Below are 17,941 nucleotides of genomic sequence, written 5' to 3'. Positions count from 1 at the left end.
AGCGGCGTCTGACCCTTCTCGACGGATTTCTGAAACAGGACAGGCGGCAAGCTCCGCTTCTCACGAGGTGGAAGATCGGATCCAAAAGGGTTGGATGAGGAGTGGTGCGACACACCGTCGTAGCTTCTTTGCCTATTGCTGATCCCTGACTATCCACAACGATTAGTTTCTCCGCCTGTCCGTTTTGTCAAAAACGCATAGAGGGTCTCAGGCAGATGGCTATGTATGCCGTTTCGGCGCATAGATTTATCACTACCGTGAAGACCTGTCGGTATGAGCGCGGGCTCCCTCCGGCAGGAGACGGTCATGGTCACACCGGTTCAGCGCAAAATTCAAAACCTGCTGTTGAAGGCCGTTCCTGCTGATGCGTTCGACATGATTGTCGCTGACGCCGATATGATCGAGCTGCCGCTGAAACAAGTCCTCGTCGAAGCCGACGAACCCAAGGCCCAAGTCTATTTCATCGAGAGCGGCCTGGCATCGATGGTGGCGTCGAATGCCGAAGACGAAGTCGTTGAGGTTGGACATATAGGACATGAGGGCATGGCGGGATCGCATGTCTTGCTGAAGACGACGCGACCCCCAACCGGACCTTCATCCAGGTCGCGGGAGCCGGCTTTGAGGTGTCCCTGGAAAGATTTAAGCGCATGCTGGCCGCCAATAATCTTTTCCTGAAATACGTGCATTGCTGCGATATACATCTCGCCCAGTCGGCTCTCGCCAACGGCCGCTATAACATGCACGAGCGGCTCGCCCGCTGGCTGTTGATGTGCAACGACCGGCTGAACGGCAATGATCTGCCGCTGACGCAGGAATTTCTCGCGCTCATGCTCGGCGTGCGCCGCGCGAGGGGTGACAAACGAGCTGCATGTCATTGAAGGGCTGAGAGCGATCAAGTCGACGCGCGCCAATGTCAGGATCCTCGTGCGGGAAAGGCTGGAAGAGATCGCCGCCGGCAGCTGCGGCATTCCCGAACGCGAATATAAACGATTGATCGGGCTGTCGGTCCGCCGCCCTACCCGCAGTTTCTGATCGTCTCAGCGAAGTGCAAGATCATGAGGACGTTTCCCTCTTCATCGCAGACATGTATTTTTCTGCTCGAAATGTCCTTGCCCCTAAGTACCGCCTGGCTCATCAGCGCCCGTGCATCCTGGACGGCCTCCCGCCTGGCATGCGTAAGCGTCGCCAGTTCCGAGCCTTCCAGATCGACGACCGTGCCTGCTTCTGAAACGACGTTGAAGTAAAACCTTGGCATCAGCCGACTCACCGTTGCAGAATCTAAGCCATAGCTCGTGGTTTGGTTCCGGCGGCGGCAATAACATCGCGCCTCGCCATCCTCTTGCAGATGCGGAATCAAGGCGAGGCTGGCAGTCGCCAGCCGGCCATCATCCTCTGCCGCCTGGCTGGCTTCGCGCCTCGGACAGGCTAAAGCGGCGCATCGGCTGCAATTGGTGGATTTTCCAAATCCAGATGCATATGTCGCACCAGGCCAGAGAGTCTGCGCTTCTCCCGAATGCCGCATTCGAACCAGGACACGAGCTCTCTGGCGACATGCTGCGCCTCCGGGCCGGCCATGCTGTAGGATTTCTCGCGGCACCATTCGCGAAGCACAGCGGTCAGCATCGCCACGTCATCAGGCTGCAGCGCCGGCTTGGTGATTCCCGAGTGCTGGATCATCCCCATTCCTCCCGATTGCATGAGGTGATCCTAATCTTCGGGTCTTCGATTTCAACAGCTGGTGCGGAAGCGTACCGAGGGGGCCAGCGGCGCCTGGATGCGGCTCACCGGGGAACCAAGACGACCCCATAGGGTTCGGCAGTCACGACAAATGATCGTCGCAAGACGAGTTCGAGTATGGTAGGCATGGCGCGGGCGCGGACCGCCTGATGTTGAACCGCCATGGACAGATGATCACCCTAAAGCCAGGATTACATTAGGCGTCCGCCAATGAAGTCGCTCAGCTCGGCCGCCGGCAAGACGATCCTTATCATCGGGGAAGCCGGTTTCCTTTCGGATCGTGCCAGAAAGGCATTGATCGCGCGCCAGGCGCTGCTCACCGGTCCCGTCGTCGTGGCCAGCGCGATGGAGAGGCTGAGCGAGGGGCTTGTGTTCGACGCCGTGATTATCGACGTCACGATTTCCGACGAAGCCATGCTCTGGATGAACGAATGGCTGGAGACGCGCCGGGTTCCATTCATCTTTGCCCATGGCGAGCAATCCGAAACGTCTTTCGGCGGCTTTGTCCTCAGTGGGCGCGGTTCCGACATCGAGGCGGTGATCGGCGCCTTGTTCGGGGGGGATTCGCCCTACTACCACTGAGTTGTTCGCTTTCGTACAGTTGATGAAGCGGAGTTGTCTCAGCCGCAATTGAGTCCCATTATCGCTCCCTAATGACAGCTTCCGGGACCAGGGAAGACGCGATGCTCGATTCTCAGTCCATTCATCTGAAAGCGCTTGATTCAACCGATCTCCACCATCTGCAGGCCGTCTTGAACGAGATCTGCCGCGAGGCCGGCAAGTCGCAGCGCGCCCCTGACATGCAGGAGATCGCAGCCTTGCTGATCAGCCTTTATCGCCATGGCGTCACCGAAGAGGACAAGTTGCTGTCGGTCGGCCGTCTGGCATTGACGCAAACGACGCCGTCCGCGGCTGCGGCGGGATCGTCGGAAAGCGGCGCGGCCGGCCCGTCATCCGTCGAATGACTAGGAGCAGCTCATGAAGGATAATAAGAGCGCGCAGACCCAGCTTGGCGGAAACGAAAAGCAGCCCGCCAAGGTGAAGGAATATCCACCGGCAGGTCCTCACGCCAAGAAAGATCTCATCGACGAGACCAAAACGCCAGGAGCCGGCTCGTTGCCTGACGAGGACGAGCGAAGCGTTACGCCGGGATCGGGATGAGCTCGGAAAAGCCTGAGCGCGCCATTTGTGCTTCCGAATGATGTGGGATTCTGGAACCTGCTCGTTCGGGCGAAGTTCGAAGGGAATGGAACCCGAAATACATATCTCTGGCGAACATCAGGTCACAACCAACCCGGCTCTCACAGGGATTCTGGGCCGCTGCCCGCGGTGCCAGCGCGGCCGTCTGTTCAAAGGCTACCTCAAGCTCGCCCGGAGCTGCGACGTTTGCGGGCTGGATTTTGGCTTCGCCGATCCGGCCGATGGGCCGGCTTTCTTCGCGATGAGCATCGTCGCCGTCCCCTCACTGGCTTTCGCACTGTGGTTCCAGTTCACGTTCGAACCGCCGATCTGGATGCACCTCTTCGTCACCGTGCCGATCACCGTGATTGCTTGCGTCCTCATTCTTAGGCCGCTGAAAGGCTGGCTCGTCTGCTCGCAATTCTTCCACAAGGCGGAAGAAGGCAGTATCGATACCGCCTGGCATGCCTCTGAAAAGCAGCGGAGGGCGCGGCAATAAGATATCCTGCGATGGGTTACGTCCATCAACGCGAGAGGTCTTTGCCGATCAGCCGCCGATATTCCTCCTCGGCTGCCCCATAGGCTCCGTGCGCCTCTTCGATCAATCCCGGCCGATTGAGGATGACGATCTGTCGCCGCGTAGACCGGATCAGGCCCTTGCCCTCGAGGAGGTGCAGAGCGACCGTGACGCCGGCGCGGCGCACGCCGAGCATCACCGCCAGAAATTCATGAGTCAGCCAGATGGTCGCGCCATCCGTCCGGTCGTGAACCATCAGCAACCATCGCGCCAAGCGCTCTTCGAGCTTGGCATGGCCGTTGGCCAGCACCGTCGACGTCGTCTGCGCGAGCAGCGCCTGAACATAGGCGAGAAGCAGGCTGCGTAAGGGCCGGCTTTCCTCCATGGCTGCGGATAGAACCGACGCCGGCAATTTGAAACCATGGCCGGAGACCTGCATGAACGTCCGGTTCGCGGACTGATTGCCACCGAGAATGACTGCCGCACCGGTCATGCCTTCGCGGCCGACGATTCCCACTTCGATATCGCGCCCTCCTGGAAATCTCGCCACGATCGAGGCAAGCCCTGATTCGAGAATATAGACGTCGCTCACAGGACTATTTTCCATTTCGAGAACCAACGGGACCTCGAGGTCGACAGGCTCCAGATGCGGGAGCAGAAGTTCCCGCTCCTGCGGCCCCATGGCGCGCAAAAGTTCATTCCGAAAGTTCAAGTGTTGATTATCCATGTTCACCCGCGCATCAGCGATAATGCGGCCTTTGTTGCGGGCGAACCTAACCAACTAGAATCATTGAGCAATACATTGTGCCATAGCGTACAGACCGGCGAGCGGCGCGCTACCGGCCACCACCCGCGCTTGCATTGCGGTCGAGTGTTCGCGACATCCAAGTCCTAACGAGGCTGTTTGCTCGGGCCGCCAGCTTGGTCGGGAACCGGTTGAAGCCATGCGGGGCCTCGGGAAAGACGACGCACTCGGCATTGCCGTTTTGGCTCTGCCATCGCTCATACATCGAGATGCTGTCGTCGAGGATCGGATCGAGTGCCCCGGCGACCATCAGGGCGGGAGGCAGGCCCGAGAGATCGGCAAACAACGGGCCCTTCGCCTCACGCCCGGAGAGGCTCGACGTCAAGCGCTGAAGATTGCGCAGCGCCGATGGCCGGTCGATCACCAGGCTTCTGCCGGTCGAGAGCCGCAGGCTTCGGGATCCACCGAGGTCGAACGCGCCGCACATGGATACGAATCCGGCAACGGCCTCCGCCTTACCGCGTGCTCTAAGATGAAGAAGTGCTTCCGCGGCGAGATGCGCGCCCGAGGACTCGCCGCCGAGGATGATCTGCTCGACCTCGAACTCGGCAAGATGATCGGCCAGCCATTCGACGGACGCCTTGCTGTCCTGAAGAGCAAGGTCAAGCCGGTCGTCGGCGGCATTGTGGAAATCGATCCCGGCCACGAGCATGCGGCAGTCTCTGGCGATCGGACGCGTGATGCCGTCATCGAGGCGGGCATTGCCCATCACCCAGGCGCCGCCATGGAAATGGACGTAGAGGCCGCGGCGGGCGCCGACGGGACGGGTCAACCTGAGGCCGACCTGCCTGTCGCCGGCCGCGATCGTGCGGCTGATCGCTCCATCGCAGCGCGACAGTCGGTCCGGAACCAGAAAATGGATCGCGCGAACGACAGCCTGCACCGTCCTGGCATTCCAGCGCCGGCCGGTGTGATAGCGCGGAAGAAGGTTGAGGACCGCGTTCAGTCTGCGGGCGCCGGCGAGCTCTTCGCGGGTGAACGCCGTTTCGCTTGCGCCTGGCGCCGCCGCCTTCACTTCGACGTCAGCCCCTGGATCTTGGTCAGATGCATTCTGAGATCCGGCAGGATTTTCTGCGATGCGCGCTTTAGGGCACCGTCAGGGCCATTTTGCGAATAGTCCGCGAAGAGCGCCACCGCCTCCTGATGCGCGGTCAGCTGCGTCGAGAGATAGGCCTGATCGAGGTTTTCCTGATCGCTCTGGCTAAGCGCCTCGAGCTTCTTATTGTGCTCGTCGGCGAGAGCCGCTGGCAGCGCGATGCCGTCCTCCTTGGCGGCATCGGCCAGCGTCGAACCCGCACGCTCATGGTCCTTCAGCATGTCGCTGGCGAACTGTTTGGCTTCTTCGGCCTTGCCTTTGGCAAGTTCGATCTTTGCCGATTCGACTTCGAACATGTTCGTTAGGGCGGCGCGCGTGGCAAAATCGGTCGCCTTTTGCCGCGTAGCGCCGTCGGTCGCGAAGGCGGGTGCGGCAAGCAGGAAGAGAAGGCAAAGCTTGGATGTCAGCCTCATTATCGTCTCCAGGTCTGTTGGGCTCGGCGGATAATTTCGGATGCAGCCCAACCACCGGGCCGGGCGACAGTTCCCGGCACTTTCGTGGCGTCGAGGGAACCGCGACGAAATATTGCAGTTAGGCCTTCCGAAAAAAAGGAGGCCGACATGGCAGAGAATGAAATCCGGGACATCTTCGTCATTGGCTTGAGAAATGCGCACGCGATGGAAAACCAGGCGTTGAGCATCATGAAGCCGCAGCTGAAGCGGATCGAGAACTATCCTGAAGTCGCCGAAAAGCTCGATCGGCATATCCGCGAAACCGACGGGCAGATCGTCCGCCTTGAGGAAATTCTCGACGGATTGAACGAGGACAAGTCGACGCTCAAGGACCTGGCGCTTTCCTTCACGGGATCTATGGCGGCGCTCGGCCACACGGTCGCCGGCGATGAAATCCTGAAAAATGCCTTCGCCAACTATGCCTTCGAGAATTTCGAGGCCGCGGCCTACAAGTCGCTGCTGGTGATCGCCGAAGCCGGCGGACACGGCGCCGCCGTAACCGGCCTTCAGGCAAATCTGGCCGAAGAACTGGCAATGGCGGAATGGATCAACGACAATCTGGTGGCTCTCACCACAAAATTCCTCTCGCTGCGCGAAGCGGGCGAGACAGCGAAGGTTTAGAATCCAACGTATTTTGCGCGCCACGACCCGACGAGCCTAATCGCATGCCGCCCCGCGCTATTGCAAGAGCGGAACCAAAGCGAAATTTGCGAGTTGGTCAGGGTTGGCCGGCTGGCGAGCCGGTAAGCGCGATCTGAGAGCCCGCACCTGACGGAGAGTGACAGTTGCAGATATGAACATGCGGCCAAAGGAGAATCGTCTGCTCGCACTCCTGCCGGAGAACGAGTATTCGGCTGTTGTCGCTCATCTGGAACCTTGCGCCACACCCCGCGGTTTCATCATCGTCGAAGCCGGTGCGACGATCGAGCATGTCTATTTTCCCTGTTCAGGAGTCGGCTCGGTGATCAACGTCTCTCCGGAGGGCAATCGCGTTGAGGCGGGATTGTTCGGGCGGGATGCGTTTGCGCCAACGGCGGCAGCGATAGACGCGCCCGTCAGTATCTTGGAAGTCGCTGTTCAGGTGCCGGGCTGCGCCTACCGGCTGCCACAAAGCAAGTTGGTCGGTCTGATGCGGACGCAGCCGGTGTTTGCCAACCTGCTCCACAAAAGCGTGCATGTTCTCGCGGTCCAGGCCGGATTCACCGCACTCTCCAACGCAGTTCATGGGATCGACGAAAGGCTGGCACGCTGGATTTTGATGTGCCACGACAGGATCGACGGAAACGAGCTCGCGCTGACGCATGAATTCATCGCCTTGATGCTTGCGGTGCGGCGGCCGAGCGTCACGACGGCGCTGCATCTACTCGAGGGGAACCGTTTCATCCGCTCTGTCCGCGGTCTCGTGATCGTCAGAGATCGCGCCGGTCTGGAGGACTTCGCTGCCGATGCCTACGGCAAGGCAGAGGAGGAATATGAGCGCCTGATTGGCCCTCTCAGAAAATCTGCACGTTGAAATTATCGACCATCCGAGCCCGCATTTGCCGATCCCATCCACCGCCTTCGACGCAATATTCGGGTGATCTGCATCGCCCAGTCATCGCTCTCGGCGCCTCGCCATGCCTTACAATTTCACGTGCATGTGATAGAGCTGTAGTGAAAAAAATATGGTTGTCGCTGTAACCGATTGCCTGATTTTACGAATGAGCTTCTGACAGCATGACCACCGCCCATACGGAAGAAGCCCTGAAAGCATTGATGCTTCTATCCCTCGACGGGGATGAGGCTGCCTATCGGCGTTTGCTCGCGGCTTTGCGCGTGCTGCTCGTCGGTTACTACAGCCGCAGGATGGCTGCGGCGACGAGAGCGGACATGGAAGATCTGGTGCAGGAGACGTTGCTGGCACTGCATTCCCGCCGATCCACCTATGACCGGGAAAGACCTTTTACCGCCTGGTTCTTCTCGATTGCCCGCTACAAGCTGGTCGACCATCATCGAGGCCGCGGCAGACGCAGGTTGGTCGAGACCGAGCTCGATGACGAGATCGAAAGCGACTTCAGCGAGGATAGGCTGACTGCCCGCATGGATGTCGAGCGGTTGCTCGACGGCTTGCCACTGCGACAGCAGCAACTGATCCGAGAAGTGAAGCTCCAAGGCAGCTCGGTCGCCGACGCCGCAAGCCGGACCGGCCAGTCCGAATCTGCGGTGAAAGTGAGCATCCATCGGGCGCTCAAGGTGCTCGGAGAGAGATTGCGAGGCACATCGTGACGAAGACGGACGATATCATCGAACGCTTGGCAAGCGACCTGAAGCCGGTGCCGCGCAACGCGCTATGGCGCCGCTTTGCGCTCGGCATAGCGCCGGCCCTCGGGCTCTCCCTGCTGCTGATGCTGATCATTCTCGGTCCCCGGGTCGATATGCCTGGCGTGCTGACGCTGCCGGTCTTCTGGATCAAGTCCGCTTATAACGCCCTGATCGCGGCCGCCGCCTTCGCAGCCGTTTTTCGGCTTGCCCGCCCCGATGGTTTCGAGGGACACTTTTTCGGTCTGCTGGCGTTGATCTTCGCCGCCATGGCGGCCGTCGCGGCCACCCAGCTCCTTATGGCGCCGATCGAGAGCTATCAGTTGCTGATCTTCGGTTCTTCAGCGCTGCATTGCCCGCCGCTCATTGTCGCTTTTGCGCTCCCCGTCTATGCCGGCACGGTCTGGGCACTGCGCCGGGCGGCGCCGGTGGATCTGCGGCTGACGGGCTTCGTCGCCGGTATTGCCGCAGGAGGAGCCGGCGCTTGGGTCTATTCCTGGTTCTGCACCGAAAACGGTATGCCTTTCGTGTTGATCTGGTACACGCTCGGCATCCTCATCCTCGGTGCTGTCGGCGCTGTGACCGGGCCTCGCTTGCTCCGCTGGTAGATCCCGCCTTGCTTTCTTGACCGGAACATTCCGGGTTTCGCCTGGTTCGATGGCCGAAGGAGAGAAAGATGAACCACGAATCGGATCGTCGCGCTTTTATGATCTATTTGGGAGCCATCGTGTTGGTCGGACTTTTGATCGTGCTCGGCGCTACGCTCTCGTGGAACTAGACGATCAGAGCGACGACCATCCACGCGATTTCAAGGGAGCGAGTTCCTAACAAAAATGGCCGAAGGACGACACAATCCGTCGGACCGGCTGAGTGCTGAACGGCAGCGGAATGGCGTGAAAACCGTTGGGTGGTAGTCGCTCTTATCGCAGCAAGGGTCGCTCGCCCTTTCTGCTCTACGTCTCGACCCCGACGTAACGCAAGGATGCGAGCCGGCACGGAGAGACGTTCAGTCTCTGCGACTGCCATCGAGTAAACATCTATTTCTGCCTGCGTCGCGCAGTCAGTTTTAACCGGATGTCGAAGTGGTTGAGGGTTCCGGGTAAGTCGCCGACGGTCAAAGGCGGTTGCAGCAGCACAATATCGGCGGCCGATAGGAACGTGCCGACGGCAAAGCTTGCAATCATCGGCACGAGGTTATGTGCCGGGCAAATGACGGGACCGGCGCTGAAGGGCACCAGCCCGGCGCTCGGCAAGGCATCATTCTGTCCCCAGATGCTCGGCTCCATCCGATTGGCGTAGAGAAGCGCAGGATCTCGATGGAAGAAAGGGGCGAAGATGATGACGCCCGTGCCGCGAGCAATGACCCTGTTTCCTGACTTGATATCCTTGGCCAGCTGCCTGAGGATGACGGGCGTCGTCGGCCAGAGCCGCAGGACCTCGAGCAGACAACTGCGTGTGAAGGGGCGATCGAGCTCCCGGCCCATCGCCTCTTCCACGGCTTTGCTCCAGTAACCCACATGGCAGGCCAGTACCGCCAGCGTCCTTAGAACGGCAATTCCGGCTGCATCGAAGGCGAACAGCCACTGCGCCACTTGATTCTCCGGAGCAAGCTGATCGCCTTTGGGAAACCGGTTCACGAGACTATGCTTTTCCGGCTCTCCGAGATAGCGACCGACTTGCTCATGAAACCGGGCAAGCTTGCGCTGATCGACCGGGAGGGCAAATGCCCAGTTCGCCCTGCCTCGAAGTTCGTTCAGGGTCTCGGTCAATGTGACGTCATTGCGGGCGCGCTCCCCAAGGACGACTCGCCGGACGACCCGGAACCAAGTCTGCGAAAAAGCCGGCCAATCGAGCTCATAAGGGCGGCCGGATCCGATGCCGGTCAGAACCTGCGAGAACTCGTCTTCGACGATATTCTTGAACTGCGTCGCATATGGATGCAGCCGATCTGCGGTTGCCAACGCGTGTTCATGAGCCGGCCGAAGCTGGGCCCGCTGAGGAGCCGATGAGATAAGGACGTTTTTCGGTTCGAAGTGAGCAAGAGCCGCGTGCTTTTCCGCGGTTGCCGCGGCAAATGGTTCGGGCGAAGATTGGAGCACCGTGGCGACATCGCCCGGGTTCAGTATCAGCAGCTGTGGTCGGAATGGGATAGGTAGCAGAAGAGGGGCTGGACCATATTTATTTTTCAGCCGCTGCATCTGTTGCACGGCCTTTGTGTCAAAGCCCTGCCGCTGCGCCAGCCGCTCCATTGTCGGCCGGCGAATGATGATGCCCTTGGCCACGGTCGGAGCCATGACCGTCGTGATCACTCGTAGCGTATCGATCCATCCGGCGCGGTTTACTCTGGGGAAGATTGCGTGGCTTCGCGCGATCATGACTCTCCAGCCTGGCCGCGGTTGCCCATACCGATTCGATCGGCCGAACCTATAGACCTAGGCACCACGGCCATGACAACTTGTTCCGCTCGCCGGTCGATGCGAGTGCGGGCCGGTGCCACGCGATCAATCGACGAGATGGTTTCCGAGCATCGCAACCAGGCACTCGCGGGCGCGGCTCACACGGCTTTTCAAGGTGCCGATCCGGCACCCGCACATTTTCGCGGCCTCCTCGTAGCTCGTTCCGGCAGCAACCAATGTCAGAGCCCTGCGCCTATCGTCTGAAAGAAGTGTCAATGCCCGCTGCAGTTCGTGCTCCCGCAGCACCCACTCCTGTGTGGGCGCGATCGCGACCTGTTCCATCGCAGCGTCCATTCCAGCCGGCTCGCGTTTCTGCCGGCGATAATTGGTGCAGAACGTATTTCGCAGGATGGTGAAAAGCCAGGATTTAAGCGAAGTGCCGGGTTGGTAGAGATGAAGCGAGTTCAGCGCCTTCAGCAAGGTTTCCTGTACGAGGTCATCGATGTCATCATCGCTGCGCAGGAAACGTCGCGCGAAGGCCCGCAATGCCGGCGTAAGTTCGACGATCTCCCGTTCGATAACGGATTTGTCTTTGCAATGCGAGGCAGAGCGTACTGAAGACGAGTAGGCCATTTTTCTCTCCTGGAATGAAAAGGAAAGTCGCTGGCTTCCTATTCGTTGCCGTACGATACCGGACAAAAGTCCGGGTTGGGCCGCCAACTCGTCGCCGGCTCGGGGATGGGAACAACGGCGTGCCGCAATCGTTCGGTGATCGCCGTCTCGACCCTGTCGGACGGCCTCTTCCTTGGCCGGATAGAGATGACGCCTCCGGCTACGGGGGCGTCATACTTCCAACCGGAACATCCGGCCCATGCGAGAGTTGATCGTCGTCACGACACGCCATAGGAGGACTAAATGGCAACCGAGAAGACTCTGAACGACCTGTTTCTCGATACTCTCAAGGACATCTACTACGCCGAAAAGCAGATCCTGAAGGCTCTGCCGAAGATGGCCCGCGCGGCGCAATCGGAAGAGGGCAAGGCCGGTTTTCTGCAGCATCGCGACGAGACCCAGGCGCAGGTCGAACGCCTGGAACAGGTTTTCGAAATGATCGGCAAACCGGCACGCGGCAAGACTTGTGAAGCCATTCAGGGCATCATCGCCGAAGCTGAAGAAATCATGGACGAGTTCAAGGGCACGGTCGCTCTCGACGCCGGCCTTATTTCATCGGCCCAATCCGTCGAGCATTATGAGATCGCCCGCTACGGCACACTGATCGCCTGGGCAAAGCAGCTCGGCCTCAAAGATGCCGTGCCGCTGCTGCAGGCAACGCTTGCCGAGGAAGAAGCAACCGACAAGAAGCTCACGCAACTCGCCGAGTCCTCGGCCAATGTGAAAGGCAAGGGCAAGGCGGCCTAAGCCGCTAAGAGCGCTATTCTCCTTCGCAACGGCCGCCGCGCCCCGGCGGCCGTGCTTTTGTCCGGGTTGCCCCGGAGATCAAAGACCGAGCTGCCAGATTTCGGCGGCGCGCACATTGCCCTCGGGCGCCGATAGACGCATCGAGCTTATCCCCTTGAAGCCAGGCAGCCGCTTGGTTCCGGTCCAGCGGCCATCGTCGGCGAAGACTTCAATCGAACCTGCATCGAGAAACAGCCGAATGGTCGACGGCCGTGCGCCGGCGGCGATGTAGATCGGCGACGCTTTGGCATTCGTCACCGAAAAGTGAATGCTCAGCCCATCGTCGGTCAGCTGAACCGCGACCGCCGCCTCGGGATGATCGAATGCAAGGTGGAACGCGTTGCCCGCCTCCTGGAGGGTGAGCAGGATTTCGACGCAGCCGTCAGCAAGATCGACGCTCCGGCCGTCAAGAAGGCCATGGGCATCAAGCCGGCGCTGTCGCAGGCTTTCCACACCGGTAACCGGCGGCGTGATCAGCGCCCCCTGACGCAACGCCAGCCGGCGCGGCAGCGTCATGGCTGTCGGCATGTCGATTTCCTTGGAGATGTCCGTCCAGTTTGCGAGCCATGCGATTCCGACCGGGCCGCTGCCATCGACGAAGGCTTGGAATGCATAGGCGTCGGTGCCGAAATCCAGCTCCTGTTCGAATTCCACGGAGAACGCGCGGCCATCGAAACGGCCAATGGTCGCAAGCGTCATGTTGCGCCGGCCTGTTGCCGGGTCGCGGCTGGTCAGAAGGCCGAAAATCAGAGCCCAACGCGTCATCGGCTCGTTCACGGGACCATCGAGGGGAACCATGCAGGGGCACTCCGCTGCGGTCATCCCGAAGCGGTTCTCGCGATGGAGCATGCCGAGGAAGGTCCATCCCACCGCCGCAGCCGGGTCGTCCGTTTCGTAAAGCAGGATGACGCCGCCCTCGCGGTCTCGCGTGCCCAGCAGCATCTTCCATTTGCCGTCGGGGCCTGGAAAAACATAGGGGTCGCGAAAGTCGGTCGTCAGCCCCAGACCCGCGGGCCGCTCAGGCAGGATCAGGTGTGCGGGTTTGACAGTGACAAGATCGCGGCTGGTGGCCGTGAACTGAACCTGCTCCTCCGGTTCCCGGTCCTTAATATGTTCGGTGAAGAAGATGCGAACGCCCGCGCCCTCAAGCGCGATCGCGGAGCCGGAAAATGCGCCGCCGCGTCCATCCGCCCGCGCGGCGATTTCGTCCGAAGGGGGAAGAAAGATCGGAAGATGCGTCCAGCGAAGGTAATCCTCCGAGACCGCATGCCCCCAATGCATGTTGTTCCACCGAAGGCTGTGGGGATAGTGCTGATAGAAGAGGTGCACCCTGCCGTCGAATCTTCCGAAACCGTTTGGATCGTTCATCCAGCCGAAAGGCGGGCGGAAATGATAGCCGCCGGTGATATCGGGCGCGGCATTCGAAGGCCTGACATGCAACAGCCGGATGCCCTCGTCGAGAACGCGGGGCTGAGAGAAGGCATAGACAAGCGAGACGTCTGCCGCAGCGGGGTCGTAGGTGAAGGCGGTCTCCCCGCCGCTCTCCAGCGTCAGCCGCCGAAACTCGAATTCATGGGGATTTGATGTTTCGACGGCACCGGCCGGCTTACCATCGACATGGGCGCTCAGCCTTCCCCGAGCGCCCCCGTGCGAAGCCTTGATCCAAGCATGGATCGTGGTTCCTGCAGGGAGTGCTGCGCTGATCGTCTCCGGCCCGCTTTCATGGGTCGGAGAAATCCCTTGATCTGTCATATTTCAACCTTTCACGGCAGAGCCGATAAAGGAACTCACGAACCAGCGCTGGAATGCGAGGTAGAGCCCCAGGATCGGGATCATCATCAATACGGAGGCGGCCATCGCACGATCCCAGTAGATGCTGTCCTGGCCGAAGAAGGTCGCGATGGCGACCGCGATCGGCCGGGCATAATCCGTCTGCGTCACGAGGATCGGCCAAAGATACTGGTTCCAGGTCTCAATACCCATCAGGATCGACACGGTGGCGAGTGCGGGCAGGCTGAGCGGCAGGAAAATGGAGCGATAGGCCCGGAAAAAGGATGCGCCATCCATCTCGGCAGCTTCCAGCAGCTCCTTCGGGAGCTGCGTGAAGAACTGGTAGAACAGGAAGATATAGAGAGGGCTCGCGATCCAGGGGACGATCTGCACCGCGAAGGTGTCGGATATTCCCGCCCTGGAAACCATGATCACGAGGGGCATGATGATGCTTTCCTGCGGGATCACATAGAGCGCGATCACGACCGACAGAATGACCCCGCGGCCACGGAGCGATCCCCAAGCCAGGACGAAACCGGCCATCGAATTCACGATGAGGCCGGAACAAACCGTGGTGGCCAGTATGATCAGAGAGTTGATGAGGTAACGGCCGAAGGCGAGTTCGCCCGAGAGGTGGCCGACCTCCGCATAGTTGGAGAGCGTTGGATTCGAAACCCAGAAGGCTCGGAAGCTGCCCATGTCGGCAAGGATCTGGAACCGGTCGTCCTTGAGGCTCGCCACGACGAGGAGCAGCAACGGCGAGACGATCACCAGGGCGATGATGAAAATAGAGACCGTCTGGACGGTGCGCAGAACCCTGGCGGCGGAGCGGGGCCGTGCTGCGCGGGGCTGCGGGATCGAGAGAGCGATATCAGACATCGAAGCGCCTCAGGAGCTGGCGCTGGATCAGCGCGATGATGAGAACGATCACGAACAGGATGACGGAGACGGCGGAGGCATAACCCATCTTCTGCTCCTCGAAGCCGGCGCGGACCATGTAATGCACCACCGTTTCGGTGCTGCTCTTCGGTCCGCCCTGCGTGAGAATGGCGACCTGGGTATAGAGCTTGAAAGCCTGGATGGTGGTGATCACGAGCACGAAGACATGGGTCGGCCGCAGGCCGGGCATGGTGACGTGCCAGAAGCGCCGGAGAGCGTTCGCGCCGTCGATCTTGGCGGCATCGTAGAGTTCGTCGGGAATGCCCTGAAGGCCGGCGAGGTAGACGATCATCTGGAAACCATAGGCCTGCCAGGCCGAGAGCAGGACGAGCGAGAACATCGCCCATTCGGGATCGCCGAGCCAATCGATCGGCTGGATCGCTCCGACGGAAAGGAAGCCGAGGATCTGGTTGAATGGTCCCGTGGGATATTGAAACAGGGTGCCCCAGATGACGCAGACTACGACCATCGACGTGATCGCCGGAAGGAAGAACATGCCGCGCAGCAGATTGCGGAACGGCAGGTTCTGATGCAGCAGGAGGGCTGTTGCGAAAGCGAGACCGCACTGGGCCGGAATGATCCAGAAGGTGAAGCGCGAGACGTTCCAGAGGGCTGTCCAGAAAAGGTCGTCCTTGAAGATGCGGATGAAATTGTTGAACCAGATGAACCGGACCGGCGTCGGCCTCGGCACCAGAGGCTGGTTGGTCATCGCCGTCCAGAAGGACAGCAGAAACGGCATGATCAGAAACACAGTCAGCAGGATGACCGCGGGCGCGAGCATGGCCGCTTCCTGCATCAGGCGCCCCTTGTCACGCTGGAGCGCCATTCGGGCGGGTCTCGATGATGTCGATTGTTGCATGACCATGCAAATCCTCCTCTCAGGCTTGACGCCGGTTCTGCCTTGCAAAGTCGGGCGGAGACATTGCAAGGCTCCGATTGTTCAGCGACGACGGCGATTACTGCTCGTCACCGAACGGCGGATATCCGTCATTGTCCTCGATATCCTGGTCGATCTTCTCGGCGGCGGATGTCAGCGCCTCCTTGGCATCGCCGCCATTGAACACCTCGTCGACGGCCTGCATGAAGGCCGACGTGATTGTGGGATAGGCTGGATGCGGCGGGCGGGCGACGGCGGTCTTCGATGCCTGTTCGAAGGCAATCGCCATTGGACCGCCATCGGCATAGAGCGGAGACTCGGCTGCGAAGCTCTTCAAGCCGGGATAGCCGGACTGGCTTGCGACGTAGGCCCGGAACTCCTTGTCCTTCAGCAGGAAGCTGATGAACTTGCCTGATATATCGGGATGCTTCGAGGTCTTCGTGATCGCCCAGATCCAGGTGCCGTCGGGGCTCGCTCCCTTTGCGCCGAACTTGGGAAGCGGCATGACGACGATGTTGTCCTTCATGGTCGCTGCCGCCTCCGCATAGACCCAGTGTCCGCCGAGCGCCAGCGCGGCCGGATTGCCTTCGGCAAAGAACTGGTTGGTACCGGCCGACTGCGGCACGACCCAGCCGTTCTTGACCCATTTCTGCATCATGGCGAGTGCATCGACGCAGGCGTCGCTGTCGAGCGTTCCCTCGGATTTCCAGACCTTGCGGTCGATCAGGTCGCAGCCGGCCGATTGCAGGATTGGCCCATAGGCATAGGTGATCCATTCGGTCTTGATGCCGTAACCGCGAAAGGTGTCGATCGGCCATTTCACGCCATCGAGCTTCGAAAGCTTCTCGAGATAGCTTTCGAACTCCTCCCGCGTCCACGCATCGTCCACGGATTTCGGGATGCGGGCGCCTATGGCTTCGAGATATTTCTTATTGCCGTAAAGAACGACCGAGGAATCGGTCAGGCCGATCGCATAAAGATCCTTGTCGATCGGGTACGTGCCCTGAGCAATGTTGGATTCCGTCATGTCGTCAAGGAGATCCTTGTCGATCAGCGGCTTGATGGGCTGAAGGTAACCCGACCAGACATAATTGGCGAGGAACGGAGCATCGAGCTCCATGACATCGGGCAGTTGTTTGGCCATGACGGCCGCGCTGAACTTCTCGTTATATGCGTCGTGCGGTGCATAGATGAACTGGACATCGATATCGGGATTTGCGGCCTCGAAGCGTTCCGCGACTTTGCCGTAGGCGGCCACGAAGCCCGGATCGCCCTGATGCATGACCTGTATGGCAGTCTTCTCGGCTGCCTGCGCCCATGGGGCTATCATAGTCGAAGACAGGATCAGAGACCAAAGTAAACGATTACCCATTAGAATTCCTCCTCAATTGAATGGGCCTGGCTCAAATTATACGGATGCCCGCTCCACCAGTTGGAACGGCAGTTTCTGCACTCCGACCGGGGGCCGGTCTTCGGCAAGCAGGATGTGCGCAGCCTGGCGGCCCATGGCGCGATGGGGAAGCGCCATGGTGGTCAGCGGCGGATCGAGACGCGAGGCGATCTCGACCTGATTGTCGAAGCTCGCGATGGCGACGTCATCGGGAATGGTGGCGCCCGAGCGGCGCAGGGCGGCATAGACCTCCATGGCCACGCGATCGTTGCCGCACAGGATGGCATCGGGGCGTCGCGGACCTGTCATGAGATCATGCACATGCGCGTGCACGAGGCTGTGGGCCCGGTCGCTGTAGATCGCCTTGCTGACGGCGGGCAGGACAATGGCGCCGGCTCCGTCGATATCCGCTTGATCGAGCGCTTGGCGAAAGCCGAGTTCGCGGAGCTCGCCGGCGAGAAGCCCCGGCAGATTGATGAAGGCGATATTGCGACGGCCTGCCTCGACGAGATAGTTCGTAATCTCAACGGCCGCTCCCGTTTCATCCGGCACCAGGGACGTCACACGGTCGTTGGCATCCCGGCAGTTGATCATGACGCCCACGGTGTCGGTAAACTCGGGCGGCAGGTTGACGCTCTTGTGATACATGGCGGCATAGGCAATCGAGCGCGGGCGAAAGCGCCGCATCTCATCGAGGATCGACGCTATGCTGCGATGGCCGCCGAGCGTCATGGCAAAGACCGCCATGTCGGCCGCACGCACCGCGCCGTCGAGCCCTCTGATGATCTCCGTCGCGAAAGGCGACGTGATCAAGTCATCGGCAACGAGGCCGACGAGGGGCATCCAGCCCTGCCGCATGCTGCGGGCGGCGAAGTTGGTGACATAGCCGAGCTCTTCGGCAATCTCCTTGATCCGCTGACGTGTTTCCTCCGACATGCGCGCCGAGCCGCCATGCAAGGCGCCGGATACGGTCTTGACGGAAACGCCTGCGCGGGCGGCTATGTCATTGAGTGAAGCAGTCACGAGT

21 protein-coding genes and 1 pseudogene are annotated in these 17,941 nt (G+C 60.4%); 10 read left to right on the top strand and 12 right to left on the bottom strand.

Going from position 1 to position 17,941, the window contains the following annotated elements:
• The first annotated feature begins 411 nt into the window (after positions 1–411).
• Positions 412–1,032 (top strand): annotated as a pseudogene (locus FFR93_RS21280) (Crp/Fnr family transcriptional regulator).
• On the opposite strand, the gene FFR93_RS21275 reads toward FFR93_RS21280, so the two are convergent.
• Complete coding sequence (locus FFR93_RS21275) at positions 1,016–1,255, bottom strand: hypothetical protein (RefSeq protein ID WP_064708377.1); 240 nt, start codon at positions 1,253–1,255, stop codon at positions 1,016–1,018. The pseudogene FFR93_RS21280 and the gene FFR93_RS21275 sit on opposite strands and share 17 nt — an antisense overlap.
• Before the next feature lie 170 nt (positions 1,256–1,425).
• Positions 1,426–1,677, bottom strand: a complete 252-nt coding sequence (locus tag FFR93_RS21270) for a hypothetical protein (protein ID WP_138394767.1) — start codon at positions 1,675–1,677, stop codon at positions 1,426–1,428.
• Positions 1,678–1,947: 270 nt separating this feature from the next.
• Between FFR93_RS21270 and FFR93_RS21265 the strand changes: the two genes are divergently transcribed.
• The 4 genes from FFR93_RS21265 (at position 1,948) to FFR93_RS21250 (ending at position 3,415) form a co-directional block, all read left to right on the top strand.
• Positions 1,948–2,319, top strand: coding sequence for a hypothetical protein (locus tag FFR93_RS21265; protein WP_064708379.1), 372 nt, complete (start codon positions 1,948–1,950; stop codon positions 2,317–2,319).
• A gap of 101 nt (positions 2,320–2,420) precedes the next feature.
• Positions 2,421–2,702, top strand: a complete 282-nt coding sequence (locus FFR93_RS21260) for a hypothetical protein (RefSeq protein ID WP_138394661.1) — start codon at positions 2,421–2,423, stop codon at positions 2,700–2,702.
• 13 nt (positions 2,703–2,715) lie between these two features.
• Complete coding sequence (locus FFR93_RS21255; protein WP_064708381.1) at positions 2,716–2,898, top strand: hypothetical protein; 183 nt, start codon at positions 2,716–2,718, stop codon at positions 2,896–2,898.
• 103 nt (positions 2,899–3,001) lie between these two features.
• Positions 3,002–3,415: a DUF983 domain-containing protein gene (locus FFR93_RS21250; RefSeq protein ID WP_138394766.1), complete on the top strand. Its 414-nt coding sequence runs from the start codon at positions 3,002–3,004 to the stop codon at positions 3,413–3,415.
• A gap of 25 nt (positions 3,416–3,440) precedes the next feature.
• Here FFR93_RS21250 and FFR93_RS21245 read toward each other — a convergent pair whose 3' ends face one another.
• The 3 genes from FFR93_RS21245 to FFR93_RS21235 form a co-directional block, all read right to left on the bottom strand.
• Positions 3,441–4,160 carry a Crp/Fnr family transcriptional regulator gene (locus FFR93_RS21245; RefSeq protein WP_138394660.1) on the bottom strand — a complete coding sequence of 240 codons (720 nt, stop codon included), beginning with the start codon at positions 4,158–4,160 and terminating at the stop codon, positions 3,441–3,443.
• Positions 4,161–4,269: 109 nt separating this feature from the next.
• Positions 4,270–5,253: an alpha/beta hydrolase fold domain-containing protein gene (locus tag FFR93_RS21240; RefSeq protein WP_138394659.1), complete on the bottom strand. Its 984-nt coding sequence runs from the start codon at positions 5,251–5,253 to the stop codon at positions 4,270–4,272.
• Positions 5,250–5,747, bottom strand: coding sequence for a DUF4142 domain-containing protein (locus tag FFR93_RS21235; RefSeq protein WP_138394658.1), 498 nt, complete (start codon positions 5,745–5,747; stop codon positions 5,250–5,252). Before FFR93_RS21235 ends, FFR93_RS21240 begins: the two co-directional genes overlap by 4 nt.
• Before the next feature lie 147 nt (positions 5,748–5,894).
• Between FFR93_RS21235 and FFR93_RS21230 the strand changes: the two genes are divergently transcribed.
• The 4 genes from FFR93_RS21230 to FFR93_RS21215 all read left to right on the top strand — a co-directional run bounded on the left by FFR93_RS21230 (position 5,895) and on the right by FFR93_RS21215 (position 8,692).
• Complete coding sequence (locus FFR93_RS21230) at positions 5,895–6,407, top strand: ferritin-like domain-containing protein (protein WP_064708386.1); 513 nt, start codon at positions 5,895–5,897, stop codon at positions 6,405–6,407.
• A gap of 172 nt (positions 6,408–6,579) precedes the next feature.
• A complete protein-coding gene (locus FFR93_RS21225; RefSeq protein ID WP_171049235.1) occupies positions 6,580–7,299 on the top strand; it encodes a Crp/Fnr family transcriptional regulator in 720 nt (239 codons plus the stop codon).
• Between the two features lie 203 nt (positions 7,300–7,502).
• Complete coding sequence (locus tag FFR93_RS21220; protein ID WP_138394656.1) at positions 7,503–8,051, top strand: sigma-70 family RNA polymerase sigma factor; 549 nt, start codon at positions 7,503–7,505, stop codon at positions 8,049–8,051.
• A complete protein-coding gene (locus tag FFR93_RS21215) occupies positions 8,048–8,692 on the top strand; it encodes an NrsF family protein (RefSeq protein WP_138394655.1) in 645 nt (214 codons plus the stop codon). The genes FFR93_RS21220 and FFR93_RS21215 overlap by 4 nt, the downstream gene beginning before the upstream one ends.
• A gap of 429 nt (positions 8,693–9,121) precedes the next feature.
• On the opposite strand, the gene FFR93_RS21210 is transcribed toward FFR93_RS21215, so the two are convergent.
• On the bottom strand, positions 9,122–10,459 hold the full coding sequence (locus tag FFR93_RS21210) for a cytochrome P450 (protein ID WP_138394654.1): 1,338 nt from the start codon (positions 10,457–10,459) through the stop codon (positions 9,122–9,124).
• Between the two features lie 126 nt (positions 10,460–10,585).
• Positions 10,586–11,113 carry a sigma-70 family RNA polymerase sigma factor gene (locus FFR93_RS21205; RefSeq protein ID WP_064708391.1) on the bottom strand — a complete coding sequence of 176 codons (528 nt, stop codon included), beginning with the start codon at positions 11,111–11,113 and terminating at the stop codon, positions 10,586–10,588.
• 282 nt (positions 11,114–11,395) lie between these two features.
• Here FFR93_RS21205 and FFR93_RS21200 point away from each other — a divergent pair, with 282 nt between their 5' ends.
• A complete protein-coding gene (locus tag FFR93_RS21200) occupies positions 11,396–11,899 on the top strand; it encodes a ferritin-like domain-containing protein (RefSeq protein ID WP_064708392.1) in 504 nt (167 codons plus the stop codon).
• A gap of 78 nt (positions 11,900–11,977) precedes the next feature.
• On the opposite strand, the gene FFR93_RS21195 is transcribed toward FFR93_RS21200, so the two are convergent.
• The 5 genes from FFR93_RS21195 to FFR93_RS21175 all read right to left on the bottom strand — a co-directional run bounded on the left by FFR93_RS21195 (position 11,978) and on the right by FFR93_RS21175 (position 17,937).
• Positions 11,978–13,690, bottom strand: a complete 1,713-nt coding sequence (locus FFR93_RS21195) for a GH32 C-terminal domain-containing protein (protein ID WP_138394653.1) — start codon at positions 13,688–13,690, stop codon at positions 11,978–11,980.
• Between the two features lie 3 nt (positions 13,691–13,693).
• A complete protein-coding gene (locus tag FFR93_RS21190) occupies positions 13,694–14,587 on the bottom strand; it encodes a carbohydrate ABC transporter permease (RefSeq protein WP_138394652.1) in 894 nt (297 codons plus the stop codon).
• Complete coding sequence (locus tag FFR93_RS21185) at positions 14,580–15,512, bottom strand: sugar ABC transporter permease (protein ID WP_138394651.1); 933 nt, start codon at positions 15,510–15,512, stop codon at positions 14,580–14,582. Before FFR93_RS21185 ends, FFR93_RS21190 begins: the two co-directional genes overlap by 8 nt.
• 91 nt (positions 15,513–15,603) lie before the next feature.
• Positions 15,604–16,896, bottom strand: a complete 1,293-nt coding sequence (locus FFR93_RS21180; protein ID WP_138394650.1) for a sugar ABC transporter substrate-binding protein — start codon at positions 16,894–16,896, stop codon at positions 15,604–15,606.
• Between the two features lie 36 nt (positions 16,897–16,932).
• Positions 16,933–17,937: a LacI family DNA-binding transcriptional regulator gene (locus tag FFR93_RS21175; protein WP_138394765.1), complete on the bottom strand. Its 1,005-nt coding sequence runs from the start codon at positions 17,935–17,937 to the stop codon at positions 16,933–16,935.
• Between the last annotated feature and the right edge of the window lie 4 nt (positions 17,938–17,941).

The organism is Rhizobium sp. MHM7A (assembly GCF_005862215.1).
Taxonomy (GTDB): Bacteria; Pseudomonadota; Alphaproteobacteria; order Rhizobiales; family Rhizobiaceae; genus Rhizobium; species Rhizobium bangladeshense.
Note: the sequence above shows the minus strand (reverse complement) of the source record. Positions and strands in the feature narration are given on the sequence as shown.

Bases quoted from the DNA above. Each gene is read 5' to 3' on its own strand.
- FFR93_RS21190 (WP_138394652.1), bottom strand. From the start codon at position 14,587: ATGTCTGATATCGCTCTCTCGATCCCGCAGCCCCGCGCAGCACGGCCC.
- FFR93_RS21265 (WP_064708379.1), top strand. From the start codon at position 1,948: ATGAAGTCGCTCAGCTCGGCCGCCGGCAAGACGATCCTTATCATCGGG.
- FFR93_RS21230 (WP_064708386.1), top strand. From the start codon at position 5,895: ATGGCAGAGAATGAAATCCGGGACATCTTCGTCATTGGCTTGAGAAAT.
- FFR93_RS21210 (WP_138394654.1), bottom strand. From the start codon at position 10,459: ATGATCGCGCGAAGCCACGCAATCTTCCCCAGAGTAAACCGCGCCGGA.
- FFR93_RS21270 (WP_138394767.1), bottom strand. From the start codon at position 1,677: ATGATCCAGCACTCGGGAATCACCAAGCCGGCGCTGCAGCCTGATGAC.
- FFR93_RS21245 (WP_138394660.1), bottom strand. From the start codon at position 4,160: ATGGATAATCAACACTTGAACTTTCGGAATGAACTTTTGCGCGCCATG.
- FFR93_RS21255 (WP_064708381.1), top strand. From the start codon at position 2,716: ATGAAGGATAATAAGAGCGCGCAGACCCAGCTTGGCGGAAACGAAAAG.
- FFR93_RS21225 (WP_171049235.1), top strand. From the start codon at position 6,580: ATGAACATGCGGCCAAAGGAGAATCGTCTGCTCGCACTCCTGCCGGAG.
- FFR93_RS21275 (WP_064708377.1), bottom strand. From the start codon at position 1,255: ATGCCAAGGTTTTACTTCAACGTCGTTTCAGAAGCAGGCACGGTCGTC.
- FFR93_RS21235 (WP_138394658.1), bottom strand. From the start codon at position 5,747: ATGAGGCTGACATCCAAGCTTTGCCTTCTCTTCCTGCTTGCCGCACCC.
- FFR93_RS21185 (WP_138394651.1), bottom strand. From the start codon at position 15,512: ATGGTCATGCAACAATCGACATCATCGAGACCCGCCCGAATGGCGCTC.
- FFR93_RS21205 (WP_064708391.1), bottom strand. From the start codon at position 11,113: ATGGCCTACTCGTCTTCAGTACGCTCTGCCTCGCATTGCAAAGACAAA.
- FFR93_RS21260 (WP_138394661.1), top strand. From the start codon at position 2,421: ATGCTCGATTCTCAGTCCATTCATCTGAAAGCGCTTGATTCAACCGAT.
- FFR93_RS21180 (WP_138394650.1), bottom strand. From the start codon at position 16,896: ATGGGTAATCGTTTACTTTGGTCTCTGATCCTGTCTTCGACTATGATA.
- FFR93_RS21220 (WP_138394656.1), top strand. From the start codon at position 7,503: ATGACCACCGCCCATACGGAAGAAGCCCTGAAAGCATTGATGCTTCTA.
- FFR93_RS21200 (WP_064708392.1), top strand. From the start codon at position 11,396: ATGGCAACCGAGAAGACTCTGAACGACCTGTTTCTCGATACTCTCAAG.
- FFR93_RS21195 (WP_138394653.1), bottom strand. From the start codon at position 13,690: ATGACAGATCAAGGGATTTCTCCGACCCATGAAAGCGGGCCGGAGACG.